General features: G+C 62.3%; 15 protein-coding genes. 13 read left to right on the top strand and 2 right to left on the bottom strand.

Annotated features, from left to right (window positions below; all coding sequences use genetic code 11):
- Positions 1–30: 30 nt before the first annotated feature.
- Positions 31–1,218 carry an acyl-CoA dehydrogenase family protein gene (locus PSH81_RS09260; RefSeq protein WP_305392358.1) on the top strand — a complete coding sequence of 396 codons (1,188 nt, stop codon included), beginning with the start codon at positions 31–33 and terminating at the stop codon, positions 1,216–1,218.
- Between the two features lie 12 nt (positions 1,219–1,230).
- Positions 1,231–2,334, top strand: coding sequence for a sigma-54-dependent Fis family transcriptional regulator (locus tag PSH81_RS09255; protein ID WP_305392357.1), 1,104 nt, complete (start codon positions 1,231–1,233; stop codon positions 2,332–2,334).
- Here the strand turns inward: PSH81_RS09255 and PSH81_RS09250 are convergent.
- A complete protein-coding gene (locus PSH81_RS09250; protein ID WP_192301228.1) occupies positions 2,323–2,688 on the bottom strand; it encodes an antibiotic biosynthesis monooxygenase in 366 nt (121 codons plus the stop codon). The two genes, PSH81_RS09255 and PSH81_RS09250, sit on opposite strands and share 12 nt — an antisense overlap.
- A gap of 101 nt (positions 2,689–2,789) precedes the next feature.
- On the opposite strand from PSH81_RS09250, the gene soxR reads away from it, so the two are divergent.
- From soxR to PSH81_RS09200, 10 genes are all read left to right on the top strand, one after another.
- Positions 2,790–3,230, top strand: a complete 441-nt coding sequence (gene soxR, locus PSH81_RS09245) for a redox-sensitive transcriptional activator SoxR (protein ID WP_192301227.1) — start codon at positions 2,790–2,792, stop codon at positions 3,228–3,230.
- Positions 3,231–3,314: 84 nt separating this feature from the next.
- On the top strand, positions 3,315–3,776 hold the full coding sequence (locus tag PSH81_RS09240; RefSeq protein WP_226455503.1) for a VOC family protein: 462 nt from the start codon (positions 3,315–3,317) through the stop codon (positions 3,774–3,776).
- 343 nt (positions 3,777–4,119) lie between these two features.
- On the top strand, positions 4,120–5,322 hold the full coding sequence (locus PSH81_RS09235; RefSeq protein ID WP_226455502.1) for a PepSY domain-containing protein: 1,203 nt from the start codon (positions 4,120–4,122) through the stop codon (positions 5,320–5,322).
- A complete protein-coding gene (locus PSH81_RS09230; protein WP_192301224.1) occupies positions 5,319–5,855 on the top strand; it encodes a thiamine pyrophosphate-binding protein in 537 nt (178 codons plus the stop codon). The genes PSH81_RS09235 and PSH81_RS09230 overlap by 4 nt, the downstream gene beginning before the upstream one ends.
- Positions 5,852–6,181, top strand: coding sequence for a hypothetical protein (locus tag PSH81_RS09225; RefSeq protein WP_192301223.1), 330 nt, complete (start codon positions 5,852–5,854; stop codon positions 6,179–6,181). The genes PSH81_RS09230 and PSH81_RS09225 overlap by 4 nt, the downstream gene beginning before the upstream one ends.
- Complete coding sequence (locus tag PSH81_RS09220; protein ID WP_305392356.1) at positions 6,178–6,738, top strand: DUF6162 family protein; 561 nt, start codon at positions 6,178–6,180, stop codon at positions 6,736–6,738. The genes PSH81_RS09225 and PSH81_RS09220 overlap by 4 nt, the downstream gene beginning before the upstream one ends.
- A 19-nt stretch (positions 6,739–6,757) precedes the next feature.
- On the top strand, positions 6,758–7,678 hold the full coding sequence (locus PSH81_RS09215) for a metal ABC transporter substrate-binding protein (RefSeq protein WP_192301221.1): 921 nt from the start codon (positions 6,758–6,760) through the stop codon (positions 7,676–7,678).
- A complete protein-coding gene (locus PSH81_RS09210; RefSeq protein WP_192301220.1) occupies positions 7,675–8,421 on the top strand; it encodes a metal ABC transporter ATP-binding protein in 747 nt (248 codons plus the stop codon). Before PSH81_RS09215 ends, PSH81_RS09210 begins: the two co-directional genes overlap by 4 nt.
- Entirely contained in the window at positions 8,418–9,317 is a 900-nt protein-coding gene (locus tag PSH81_RS09205; RefSeq protein ID WP_192301219.1) for a metal ABC transporter permease, read from the top strand. Before PSH81_RS09210 ends, PSH81_RS09205 begins: the two co-directional genes overlap by 4 nt.
- Positions 9,317–10,276 carry a metal ABC transporter solute-binding protein, Zn/Mn family gene (locus PSH81_RS09200; RefSeq protein ID WP_305392355.1) on the top strand — a complete coding sequence of 320 codons (960 nt, stop codon included), beginning with the start codon at positions 9,317–9,319 and terminating at the stop codon, positions 10,274–10,276. Before PSH81_RS09205 ends, PSH81_RS09200 begins: the two co-directional genes overlap by 1 nt.
- A gap of 18 nt (positions 10,277–10,294) precedes the next feature.
- Here the strand turns inward: PSH81_RS09200 and PSH81_RS09195 are convergent, their stop codons facing one another.
- Positions 10,295–11,008: a UTRA domain-containing protein gene (locus PSH81_RS09195; RefSeq protein WP_017734819.1), complete on the bottom strand. Its 714-nt coding sequence runs from the start codon at positions 11,006–11,008 to the stop codon at positions 10,295–10,297.
- Positions 11,009–11,416: 408 nt separating this feature from the next.
- Here PSH81_RS09195 and PSH81_RS09190 point away from each other — a divergent pair, with 408 nt between their 5' ends.
- Positions 11,417–12,493 (top strand): ABC transporter substrate-binding protein, encoded by a 1,077-nt coding sequence (locus PSH81_RS09190; protein ID WP_226455497.1) that lies wholly within the window; start codon positions 11,417–11,419, stop codon positions 12,491–12,493.
- Positions 12,494–12,505 lie beyond the last annotated feature (12 nt).

Below are 12,505 nucleotides of genomic sequence, written 5' to 3'. Positions count from 1 at the left end.
CATTACCAAATCGATAGTGAGGAAACCCGCGTGACAGCCAAACCCCACAGCGTCCTGCCTTCCCCCTTGCAGACAGCCAAACTGCTGGCCGCCGAATTCGCCCTCAGCGCCGTCGAACGCGACGAGCGCGGCGGCACGCCCAAGGCCGAACGCGACGCGCTGCGCCACAGCGGCCTGCTGGCCCTGAGTATTCCCACCCAATACGGCGGCCTCGGCGCACGTTGGAGCGACACCCTGGGCGTCGTGCGTGAATTCGCCAAGGTCGACAGTTCCATCGCCCACGTCTTCGGCTTCCACCACCTGATGCTCGCCACCGTGCGCCTGTTTTCGCGCCCGGACCAATGGCAACCGTGGTTCGAACAGACCGCACGCAAAAACTGGTTCTGGGGCAACGCCCTCAACCCGCTGGACACTCGCACGGTGGTCAAGGACTTCGGTGGCTGGCGTGAGTTCTCCGGCAAGAAAAGCTTTTGCTCCGGCGCCAGCGATTCGGAAATGCTCATCGCCTCGGCGGTGGATGAAAACGCCGGCGGCAAACTGCTGATCGCCGCCATCCCGAGCGGGCGCAGCGGCATCACCCTGCACAACGACTGGAACAACATCGGCCAGCGCCAGACCGACAGCGGCAGCGCCAGCTTCGAGCGGGTCCGCGTCGAAGAGTCGGATCTGCTGCTCGATCCCGGCCCGCTGAGCACGCCCTTCGCCTGCCTGCGCCCACTGATCGCGCAGTTGACCTTCACGCACATGTTTCTCGGAATTGCCGAAGGCGCCTTCGAAGAAGCGCGCAACTACACCCTCACCGAAACCCGTGCCTGGCATAAATCCTCCGCCGCCGAGGTGCGCAACGACCCGTACGTGCTGCATCACTACGGCGAGTTCTGGGTGGCCTTGGAAGGCGTGCGCCTGTTAGTGGAACGTGCCGCCGATTTGCTCGACCAGGCCTGGGCCAAAGGCCCCAACCTCCGTGAACACGAACGTGGCCAACTGGCGATTGCCATCGCCACCGCCAAGGTCGCCGCCACCCGCCAGGGCCTGGAGTTGTGCAGCCGGCTGTTTGAAGTCACAGGTGCACGCTCCACCCACGCGTCGCTGCGCCTGGACCGCCACTGGCGCAACCTGCGCACCCAGACCCTGCACGATCCACTGGACTACAAACTCCATGAACTGGGGGACTGGGCGTTGAACCAATCCCTGCCGACTCCGACGTTCTACTCCTAAGAAGAGGTGCCCATGCAGCTTTTAACCTTACCGCCCTCGCCCGCCCTTGCGACCTCGATCCGCGCCACTGCCCAGGTCTTCGAAGACCCCAAATCCCAGGCGCTGCTCGACCACATCCAGCAAGTGGCGCCCAGCGAAGCCAGCGTGTTGATCATCGGCGAGACCGGCACCGGTAAAGAGCTGGTGGCACGGCATATCCACAACCTCAGCGCGCGGCGCAACCGGCCATTCGTGGCGGTGAACTGCGGGGCGTTCTCCGAATCCCTGGTGGAAGCCGAACTGTTCGGCCATGAAAAAGGCGCCTTCACCGGCGCCCTCAGTGCCAAGGCCGGCTGGTTCGAGGAGGCCGACGGCGGCACCTTGTTTCTCGACGAGATCGGCGATTTGCCGATGGCGATCCAGGTCAAGTTGCTGCGCGTCCTACAGGAGCGCGAAGTCGTACGCCTGGGTTCGCGCAAGAGCATTGCGATTGATGTGCGTGTATTGGCGGCGACCAACGTGCAACTGGAAAAGGCCATCAACGCCGGGCATTTCCGCGAAGACCTCTACTACCGCCTCGACGTGGTCAGCCTGGAACTCAGCCCACTGCGCGAACGCCCCGGCGACATCTTGCCGTTGACCCGGCATTTCATCGAAGCCTACAGCCAGCGCCTGGGCTACGGGCCGATCACGATCAGCCGCGAGGCCGAACACAAGCTTAAAAGCTACAGCTGGCCGGGCAATATCCGCGAGCTGGAAAACGTGATCCACCACACCTTGCTGATCTGCCGCAACGGCGTGATCGAACGCGACGACCTGCGCCTGTCGAACCTGCGCATCGAGCGCCAGGACGACAGCCAGCACGCCACCGACAACAGTGCCGAAGCGCTACTGGAGCGAGCCTTCCAGAAACTCTTCGAAGAACAGGCCGGTGCCCTGCACGAAAAGGTCGAGGATGCACTGTTGCGTGCCGCCTATCGTTTCAGCCACTACAACCAGGTGCACACCGCCAACCTGCTGGGCCTGAGCCGCAACGTCACACGTACACGCCTGATCAAGATCGGCGAGCTGGCGGTGAACAAACGTCGCCCGGGGGAAAACGTGCAAGGCGAACGGATGTTGCACTTATCCATTTAGGCGGCAGTGCAACGCATCGTCATGACTGCGCTCGAAACTGCGCAGCACCTGGAACGAACCAAAGGTCACGGCCGTGGCCTGGTGGGCGCGAATCAGCGTCCAGAAATCATCCTCGCCGTGCTCAAAGCGCTGGAACGCCGCCTCGCCATCCTCGCGGGACTGCCATTGCAGACAATTGAGCACCCGCCGCCCGTCATCGCTGACCTGCACGCTCGCACTCAAAAAACCGCCATGGTCCTGGGCCAGGCGTTCGCTTTGGATGGATAACGCCGCCACCAGGGCGACTTGCTGCCGGGGTTCGATGTGAAATTCGATCAGTTGAGTGAAACCGCGATTCTTCTCTGATACCTGCATGAACACTCCCCTTTCTCTGTAGGCAGAATCTTGCGATTCGATGCCACGCAGGGTAAAACCTCTAGTTAACTAGAGGTCAAGCGCTGTTTCGGAGTTTATACATGCTCAACAAGGAACTCACTGTTGGCCAACTGGCCGCCCGCAGCGGCGTGGCAGTCACGGCCCTGCACTTCTACGAGGCCAAGGGCCTGATCAAAAGCAATCGTAACGCGGGCAACCAAAGGCGTTATCCACGGGATGTGCTGCGACGGGTGGTGGTTATCAAGATCGCACAGCGTTTGGGGATTCCCCTGGCAACCATTGGCGAAGCGCTGCATGCCTTGCCGGATGGGCGCGCACCGACGGCCAAGGATTGGGAGCGGCTATCCGCGTTGTGGCGTGAAGACCTCGACGAACGGATCAACAAGTTATTGCTGCTGCGCGACAAGCTCAACGGCTGTATTGGCTGTGGGTGTTTGTCGTTGGAGGCATGCCCGTTGCGTAATCAGGGTGATCAACTGGGTGAGCGCGGGCCGGGGGCGCAGTTGCTGGAGCCCACGTGAAGGGCCAGTCAATGTGGTTGCCACGAAGGTGTGACCTATAGTGAAAAGGCCGTCCCTCCAAAACCACCACCTAAGGAGAACGAAATGAGCGTCAAACCTATCCCCGAGGGCTTTCAGAGCATTACCCCATACCTGGGCATCGAAAAAGCCGCCGAAGCGATCGAGTTCTACAAAAAAGCCTTCGATGCTATTGCGGTCATGCGCCTGGACATGCCCGACGGCAAGGTCGGCCATGCGGAACTGCGCATCGGCGGCTCGCCGATCATGCTGGGCTCGCCCTGTGATGAAAGTGCCTTTGGCAGCCCGCGCGATGGGCATACCAGCGTCGGCATCCACCTCTATGTGAACGACGTCGACAAGCAGTACAAACAAGCCATCACCGCCGGCGGCACCGTGATCTCTGAACCCAAGGATCAGTTCTACGGCGACCGCTGCGGCACGCTGAAAGATCCGTTCGGCCATGTGTGGTTTGTGGCCACCCACAAAGAAGACCTGACCGAAGCGCAGATCCGCCAACGCGCCATGGAAATGTTCCAGCAAGGCTGAGACTCCAGGAGCAACACCATCACAATGTGGAAGGGGGCCTGCCCCCTCCCACGCGTTCACCCTTGCCCCGTGTGATTCCAGGATGCAGGCACTCAGCATCAGGAGTCCCTGCATGTTCGCCGGCCTCAAAAACACAGCTGCCACCTCAAGGCAGGATAAAGCCCTGCTGCGGGGTGATCACGTGTTCGCTCACAGGCCACTGAAACATTTACTTTCATTTATCGGTTAGGGATTTCTCATTCTCATCCGTCTTAACTTAGATACAGCCCGTCGCGTCAGCAAAAGCTACGACCGGCCTTTCCCGGGCCTCCATCGCCCCCCTCCGATCAAGACCCGCATTCACATGTCGAAGAAGTCACGCTCAAAACTCTGGTTTCTCGTACATAGCTGGCTGGCATTGCCCATCTGGTTCTTTGTACTGATCGTCTGCGTCACCGGCACCCTGGCGGTGGTCAGCCAGGAGATCGTCTGGCTGGCAAACCCGGATATCCGCGCCAGCAAGCCATCGGACGATGCCGAACCGCTGAGTTATGATCAGGTGATCGCCGCCATCAAGCGCGATGAGCCCCAGGTGTTCGTCCAGTCGATCAGCCGTCCCGACGAATCGCATTTCGCCCTCAGCGTCGACCTCAGCTACCCGGATGGGCGCTCGGTGGAGGTCTACGTCAACCCGTATACCGGCAAGATCCAGGGCATCAGCCCGTCCTTCAACTTCCAGGCCTTTACCCGCGCCCTGCACGGCTGGTGGCTGGTGCCGTTCACCAATGGCTACAGCTGGGGCTGGTACCTGGTGTCGGCGCTCGGCATTCCGTTGCTGGCGTCGCTGGTAACCGGGTTGGTGGTATACAAGAAATTCTGGAAAGGCTTCCTGCGCCCGACCCTGCGGGTGCGCCACGGTGCGCGGATCTTCTGGGGTGACTTCCACCGCCTGAGCGGGATCTGGTCGATCTGGTTCATCCTGGTGATCGCCGTCACCGGCATCTGGTTCCTGATCCGCGCGATCCTGGGGGACAACCAGATTTCGATCTCCACGGAGCCTGTGATCCCGGTGATTGCCCGGGAAAAGGTGCCCATGTCGCAGCCCGGCGTGCCGGCACCGATGATTCCGGTGGACGAGGCAATCAAGATTGCCACCCAGCGCATCCCGGGCCTGGAGGCGAGTTTCGTCAGCCTGCCGCTCAACGCCTACAGCCACCTGCAGATTGGTGGCCGCGGCTGGTACCCGCTGATGTACCAGACCGCACAGATCAACCCCTACGACGGAGAGGTCGCCGCCGCGCACCTGCTTTCCGACCGTTCAAAGCTGGAGTTCGTCACCGAGTCCATGCGCCCGCTGCACACCGGCGACTTCGGTGGCCTGTGGATCAAGCTGATCTGGGCGTTCTTCGGCCTGATCATGAGCATGATGGTCTTGAGCGGCCTGCTGATCTGGACCAAACGCACCGCCCTGGCCACCCTCAATGCCCTCAAGCGCGAAGCCAAGACGCAACGCGCGCCGGCTGCTATCCCGGCCATGCAGGCTGAAACTTCGGAGGCCCGCCCATGAGCAAGGTCCTTGCCGCACCGCCTTCGCCCCTGCGGGCCTTTTGGCTGAAGTGGCGTTTTCACATCAATGTCCTGCTGTTGCTGATCCCTCTGGGCTTCATGCCCAAATACTTTGCCGACGCCGCGTTGTTCCGCGGTGACAGCGGTATCGGCGAACGCGTAGCCGGTGACGTGCAGGTCGGGCCCTGGAGCCTGACCCTCGCCGAGTTTCGCAATGAAGGCCCGAGCCCGGACCCGGCAGGCCCGATGAAGTTCTTCAACGCCGCCCTGTGCGACACCTGTGCCGAGCAGGTCAAGGCCACTTACCTGCGTATCGGCAAGCCTCGCAGCCTGCGGGCTGCCGGGGTGATCTTCTTTGGCACGCCGTACCGCATGGGTGCCGCCCTGCCGGTGCCGGAACGCACGCCGGTAGACGCCGAAGTGTGGATCACCATGGAAGGCTGGGACGGCAGCATGCACCAGGGTTCCATCCCGCTGAGCCAGGCCTCGCCTGCCACCATTGCCTGGCTGAACAAGCAAGGAGTTAAACCATGACTTTGATGCGCCTGACCCGCGCCTGCAGCGTCCTGCTGCTGTGCGCCGGTTTCAGTAACCTGGCCCTGGCCCACAACCCGATGTGCGAATGCAAGGAAATCCCCGGCGAACAGATCCAGTGCAAAGGCGGCTTCTCCGATGGCAGCGGCGCGCCCGGCGTGACCCTGGACGTGATTGGCTACGACGAAACCATCCTGGTGCCCGGTAAGCTCGGCCAGGATTCGACCCTGACCTTCAAGAAACCCTCCGCGGAGTTCTACGTGCTGTTTGATGCGGGCCCTGGCCACGTGGTGGAAATCGACCAAGCGGACATCCAGCCACAATGAGTACCACACAGGTTGTCCGCCCCGCCGGGGCCGGCCACGAAACCCTCTACGTCCTGCTGCTGTGCCTGATCATCCTGGCCGTGGCCGGTTCGGTCATCGCGCTGCATGGCGAAACCCAGGAAGTCACCGCCGTGCCCAGCCATCAGCTGGATGCGCGCCGCGACCTGAGCGCCGCCGAGCAAGGGATCTACGCCGACCTGCGGGTGACCCTGGATGAAATCCAGTTGTTGCAGCAGGAGCAAAGCAGCCTGCCGACACCGGCGCAACTGGCCGAAGAAGGCTTCGCGCCCTTCGCCCAGGACGCCAGTTCCGTCAGCCGTGGCGACCATCGCTGGCAGGTGCTGGAGCCTTCGTCCTACCTGGGCTTGAGCCAGGTTCCGAGCACCGCCGGGTCGCTGCTGATGCGCGTGCACGGTACCGAGCCGGATGTCTGGCTCAATCGCAGCGCCAACCTGGCCGCTCCTTCCGACCTCTCTGACCAGGCGCTGATCGCAGCCGGCTGGCAACAGGTGGTCACGCAATTCGATGCCGGCGTGACGCGCCAGCACCGCCACTGAACGAGAAGACCGATTGCCCATGTCTATTTCATCCCCCCTGTTGCGCCTGTTGCTGGTTGGCCTGCTCAGCCTGATGCTCGCCCCGCTGGCGAATGCCGAAGCGGCCAAGCGCCTGCGCATCGGCATCACCCTGCACCCGTACTACAGCTATGTGAGCAATATCGTCGGCGACAAGGCCGAGGTCGTGCCGTTGATTCCCGCTGGTTTCAATCCCCATGCCTACGAGCCGCGCGCCGATGACATCAAGCGCATCGGCAGCCTCGACGTGATCGTGCTCAATGGCGTCGGCCATGATGATTTCGCCGACCGCATGATCGCCACCAGCGAGCGCCCGGACATCCCGGTGATCGAAGCCAACGCCAACGTGCCGCTGCTGGCCGCCACCGGCAATGCCGCACGCGGTGCGGGCAAGGTGGTCAACCCGCACACCTTCCTGTCGATCAGCGCGTCGATTGCCCAGGTCAACAACATTGCCCGCGAGCTGGGCAAGCTCGACCCGGACAACGCCAAGACCTACACCCAGAATGCCCGCGCCTATGGCAAGCGCCTGCGCCAGATGCGCGCCGACGCCCTGGCCAAACTGACCAGCGCGCCCAACCCGGACCTGCGCGTGGCCACCGTGCACGCGGCCTACGACTACTTGCTGCGCGAATTCGGCCTGGAAGTCACCGCCGTGGTCGAACCGGCCCACGGCATCGAGCCGAGCCCGAGCCAGTTGAAGAAAACCATTGATGAACTGCGCGCGCTGGACGTGAAGGTGATCTTCTCGGAGATGGATTTCCCGTCGACCTACGTCGAGACCATCCAGCGTGAGTCCGGGGTCAAGCTGTACCCGCTGTCGCATATTTCCTACGGCGAATACACGCCTGAAAAGTACGAAAAGGAAATGACCGGCAACCTCAACACCGTGGTGCGGGCGATCCAGGAGTCGGGAGCATGACGGCGGCGGAGCAACTGAAAGTCGCCAGCGTCGGCCCGACCATCGAGTTCGACAAAATCTGCCTGACCCTGGGCCGCACCACGATCCTCGACGGCGTGAGCTTCCAGGTAGAGCCGGGCAGCATCCACGCGCTGGTCGGCCCCAACGGCGGCGGCAAAAGCTCGCTGATCAAGACCTTGCTGGGGCAAACGCCGCACCAGGGGCAATTGCGCCTGCACTGGCCGACAGCCGTGGGTACCGTCGGCTACGTCCCCCAGGCACTGGAATTTGACCGCGGCTTGCCGATGACCGTGGATGACTTCATGGCTGCCATGTGCCAGCGCCGCCCGGCATTTCTTGGCCTGTCCACACACTATGCCAGCGCGATTGGCGATGCCCTGGAGCGCGTTGGCATGCAGGACAAGCGCAAGCGCCGCATGGGCGCGCTGTCCGGCGGTGAACGTCAGCGCGTGTTGCTGGCCCAGGGGCTGATCCCGGCGCCGCAATTGCTGGTGTTGGATGAGCCGATGTCGGCCCTCGATGAAGCCGGCATCCAGGTGTTCGAACGCCTGCTCAATGACTGGCGCCTGGCCGGGATCACCGTGCTGTGGATCGAGCACGACCTCGAAGCCGTCGGCCGCCTGGCCGACCGCGTCACCGGCCTGAACCGCCGCGTGCTGTTCGACGCCACGCCCAAAGAAGCACTGACCCCGGATCGCCTGCTGACCCTGTTCTCCACCCACCCTCGGAGCCCGGCGCAATGAGTTATGAAGCTTTTCGCTTGATGGTCCAGGGCTGGGCCTCTTCCGGGTACCTGCCGGAAGCGCTGGCCTATGGTTTTGTGGTCAACGCGCTGCTCGCCGGCCTGCTGATCGGGCCGGTACTCGGTGGTTTGGGCACGCTGGTGGTGGTCAAGCGCTTTGCGTTTTTTTCCGAAGCGGTCGGCCATGCCGCACTGACCGGCGTGGCCGTGGGCATCCTGCTCGGCGAACCCTACACCGGGCCGTATGGCGCGTTGTTTGGCTACTGCCTGCTGTTCGGCATCCTGCTCAACTACCTGCGCAACCGTACGGGCCTGGCGCCGGACACCCTGATCGGCGTGTTCCTCTCGGTGTCGCTGGCATTGGGCGCGAGCCTGCTGCTGATCCTGGCGGGCAAGATCAACGTGCACATCCTAGAAAACGTGCTGTTCGGCTCGGTGTTGACCGTCAACGGCAATGACCTGCTGGTGCTGGCGATTGTCGGCGCGCTGGTGATGGCCCTGGCGTTGCCGCTGTACAACCGCATCATGCTCGCCAGCTTCAACCCGCAATTGGCGGCGGTGCGTGGCGTGGCAGTAAAGACCCTGGATTATCTGTTCGTGATCCTGGTGACGCTGATCACCGTGGCGGCGGTCAAGGTGATCGGCGCGATCCTGGTCGGTGCGTTGCTGGTGATCCCGGCCGCAGCGGCACGCCTGTTGAGCCAGTCACTCAAGGGCTTCTTCTGGATCTCGGTGGTGATCGCCACGGTCAGCACCCTGTGCGGCATCCTGCTGCCGATCATCTTCGACCTGCCGATCCCGTCCGGTGCCGCGATCATCCTGATGGCCGGCATCGCCTTCGCCCTCGCCGCCATCGCACGCGGCACCGTGCCCAGCCTCAAAGGGAATCTAGGATAATGCGCCCCGTCTTTCGCCCACTGGCCTTGGCCATCGCTTGCTTGATCAGTACCTCGGCACTGGCTGTCGACGGTTTCGAGCCCAACGGTTTCAAAACCAACCACGGCCTCGGCCATGCCGCGCTCAGCAAGGCCACCTCGATAAAGCCGGTCAAGGTGCTGGCTTCGCTGCCGGTCACCTACGGCTTGGCCGAGGTGTTGCTCAAAGGCACCGACGTGCAACTCGAACGCGCCGCGCCAGCCAACCTACCGGGTTCGCGACAGGTGTCCTACTTCACCGGCCGTGGCGCCCCGGCGCTGGGCAAGCTGGCCGCGGATGCCGACGCCGCCATCGGCCTGCGCTCGCTGTGGGCCGATGACCCGCTGTACCCGGTAGCGCGACGCAGCAACATCCGCATCGTCGAAATCGACGCCGCACGCCCGGTAGACGGCGGCCTGCCGGGCATCGCCGTGCAGCCCGGCGTGGCCGACGGCTTGAACAGCCAGCCATGGCAATCAAGCAACAACCTGGGGCGCATGGCCGATGTGCTGGCCGCCGACCTGAGCCGCCTGGCGCCGAGTGCCAAGCCAAAGATCGACGCCAACCTCGCCGCCCTCAAACAGCGCCTGCTCAAACTCACCGCCGACAGCGAAGCGCGGTTGGCCAAGGCAGACAACCTCAGCGTGGTCAGCCTGAGCGATCACTTTGCGTATCTGGTCAGCAGCTTGAACCTGGAAGTCATCAGCACCGATGCGCGGTCGGACGCCGAGTGGACACCGCAGGCCTTGCAGAAACTCAGTGCCGAGCTCAAAGACAACGACGTGGCCGTGGTGCTGCATCACCGGCAGCCAAGCGAAGCGGTAAAAGCGGCGGTTGCCGCTGGCGGTTCGCAACTGTTGGTCTTGAATGTGGATGGCGCAGACCCGGTGGCAGAGCTGGAAACCAATGTGGATCAGGTGCTCAAGGCACTCACACCCTAAATCCAACTGTGGCGAGGGTCACACCACATCCACGCCCACGTGGATCGCATCATGCCGCCAGAACTCCAGGTCACAATCGATCAACCGCTGGTGCTGGTCATAATTGACCCGGGCAATGCGCAAGCCGGGGCTGCCCACCGACACACGCAACGTCGCGGCAGCCTCCACCGGCAGTGACGTCGGCACGATTTCAAAGCGCACCCGCCCGTAGTGCAGGTCGTACTTGCGGGCATACAACTCGGTCATCGACTGATTCAAATCGCAGTCCAGAATCCCCGGAAAATACTGTGGGTTCAGGTAGTGCTCCACATACAGCACCAGGCGCCCGTCGATCCGCCGACCCCGGCAGATCTGGATCACACTCGATAACGCCGGCAACTGCAACCACGCACACACCGCTGCCGACGCCGGCTGCAAGCGCGCCGAGATCACTTCGGTGGACGCCACCCGCCCCTGGTCGCTGACCATCGCGTGAAAGTGGCTACGCTGCATCAGGTTGTAGGCCAGCCGTGGCGGCGAGACAAACCAGCCACGGCGTTCTTCGCGATAGATCTGGCCCTGGGCCTCCAGTTGTAACAAGGCTTCCCGCACCGTGATCCGGGTGGTACCAAACAACTCGCTGAGCTTGCGCTCGGCCGGGAGTTTGCTGGCGGGCGGCAACAGGCCGTGGTCGATCTGCTCTTGCAGCGCCAGGCCGATGGATGTCACCGCCTTGATTGCCTCATCACGCATCAACGTTACCTATCTGGACTAGACCAGCACCGTTCGGGTGCAGAAACCGCGCTGTATTTGGGCTGTTGCAGTTGCATGTCAGCCTAGGCATTGCAGATGACCGACAGATGACAGTCCGTGTCTGCCCCGCGCAGAACACCCTGCAATACATCGGCCAAGTCCAATCAATGCGGGCACATGGGCATGGTCTACGCTCACTCTGAGCGCAGCGACATCAGCGATTTAAAAACGACATCGACATGAAACTGTCATCCACCGGGCCTAAATTGGCTCAGGTATTGCTGACCTAGACCAACTGGGGCGATTCATCACTGATTTCTTGGGACGCGCCCCAAGAAATCAGTGATGAATCGCCCCCCGCAATCGTTCATAAAAACGCAGCGTTGATAACGCCCAAAGGAGCTTCGGATGAAACAGCTTTTCCTGGCATCACTGTTAGGCTCGACCATTGCCATGTGCACCGCCGCCATGGCCGCTGATACCGATCTAAAAACCCTTGAAGCCGCCGCGAAAGCGGAAGGCGCCGTCAACAGCGTCGGCATGCCCGATGACTGGGCCAACTGGAAAGGCACCTGGGAAGACCTGGCCAAGACCTACGGCCTCAAGCACATCGACACCGACATGAGCTCGGCCCAGGAAATCGCCAAGTTCAAGGCAGAGAAAGACAACGCCAGCGCCGACATCGGCGACGTCGGCGCGGCCTTCGGCCCGATTGCAGTGAAGCAGGACGTGACCCAGCCGTACAAACCGTCCACCTGGGCGCAGGTGCCGGATTGGGCCAAGGACAAAGACGGTCACTGGGCCCTGGCCTACACCGGCACCATCGCGTTTATCGTCAACAAGAAGCTGCTGCACGGCTCTGAAGTGCCTACCAGCTGGGCTGACCTGCTGACCGGCAAGTACAAGGTTTCCATCGGTGACGTAAGCACTGCGGCCCAAGCGGCCAATGGCGTGCTGGCGGCGGCCATCGCCAACAAAGGCGACGAAAAGAACATCGCCCCAGGCCTGCAGTTCTTCACCAAGATTGCCCAGCAAGGTCGCCTTGGCCTGTCCAACCCGACCATCGCCACCATGGAAAAAGGCGAAGTCGAAGTGGGCGTGGTCTGGGACTTCAACGGCCTCAGCTACAAGGCCAAGATGGCCAACCCGGATGACTACGTGGTGCTGATCCCATCCGACGGTTCGGTGAAATCCGGCTACACCACCATCATCAACAAATACGCCAAGCACCCGAACGCCGCCAAGCTGACCCGCGAATACATCTTCAGCGACGCCGGCCAGCTCAACCTGGCGAAGGGCAATGCGCGCCCGATCCGCGCTGAAACCGACCTGAAACTGCCGGCCGAAATCGCCAAGAACCTGATCCCGGGCGAGCAGTACACCAAGGCCAACCCGCAACCGATCAAGGATGCCGACGCCTGGGAAGCGACTGCCAAGAAGCTGCCACAACTGTGGAACGAGCAAGTCATCGTAGAGATGAAATAACAAACCTGAAAT

Origin of the sequence: Pseudomonas sp. FP2335 (assembly GCF_030687535.1) — a bacterium.
In the GTDB taxonomy this organism is placed as follows: domain Bacteria; phylum Pseudomonadota; class Gammaproteobacteria; order Pseudomonadales; family Pseudomonadaceae; genus Aquipseudomonas.
The sequence above is the reverse complement of the archived record's forward strand: the minus strand, read 5'-3'. Positions and strand labels throughout refer to the sequence as shown.

Excerpts from the sequence above, each read along its gene's own strand:
- PSH81_RS09255 (WP_305392357.1), top strand. The coding sequence starts at position 1,231 with ATGCAGCTTTTAACCTTACCGCCCTCGCCCGCCCTTGCGACCTCGATC.
- PSH81_RS09250 (WP_192301228.1), bottom strand. The coding sequence starts at position 2,688 with ATGCAGGTATCAGAGAAGAATCGCGGTTTCACTCAACTGATCGAATTT.
- soxR (WP_192301227.1), top strand. The coding sequence starts at position 2,790 with ATGCTCAACAAGGAACTCACTGTTGGCCAACTGGCCGCCCGCAGCGGC.
- PSH81_RS09240 (WP_226455503.1), top strand. The coding sequence starts at position 3,315 with ATGAGCGTCAAACCTATCCCCGAGGGCTTTCAGAGCATTACCCCATAC.
- PSH81_RS09235 (WP_226455502.1), top strand. The coding sequence starts at position 4,120 with ATGTCGAAGAAGTCACGCTCAAAACTCTGGTTTCTCGTACATAGCTGG.
- PSH81_RS09230 (WP_192301224.1), top strand. The coding sequence starts at position 5,319 with ATGAGCAAGGTCCTTGCCGCACCGCCTTCGCCCCTGCGGGCCTTTTGG.
- PSH81_RS09225 (WP_192301223.1), top strand. The coding sequence starts at position 5,852 with ATGACTTTGATGCGCCTGACCCGCGCCTGCAGCGTCCTGCTGCTGTGC.
- PSH81_RS09220 (WP_305392356.1), top strand. The coding sequence starts at position 6,178 with ATGAGTACCACACAGGTTGTCCGCCCCGCCGGGGCCGGCCACGAAACC.
- PSH81_RS09215 (WP_192301221.1), top strand. The coding sequence starts at position 6,758 with ATGTCTATTTCATCCCCCCTGTTGCGCCTGTTGCTGGTTGGCCTGCTC.
- PSH81_RS09210 (WP_192301220.1), top strand. The coding sequence starts at position 7,675 with ATGACGGCGGCGGAGCAACTGAAAGTCGCCAGCGTCGGCCCGACCATC.
- PSH81_RS09205 (WP_192301219.1), top strand. The coding sequence starts at position 8,418 with ATGAGTTATGAAGCTTTTCGCTTGATGGTCCAGGGCTGGGCCTCTTCC.
- PSH81_RS09200 (WP_305392355.1), top strand. The coding sequence starts at position 9,317 with ATGCGCCCCGTCTTTCGCCCACTGGCCTTGGCCATCGCTTGCTTGATC.
- PSH81_RS09195 (WP_017734819.1), bottom strand. The coding sequence starts at position 11,008 with ATGCGTGATGAGGCAATCAAGGCGGTGACATCCATCGGCCTGGCGCTG.
- PSH81_RS09190 (WP_226455497.1), top strand. The coding sequence starts at position 11,417 with ATGAAACAGCTTTTCCTGGCATCACTGTTAGGCTCGACCATTGCCATG.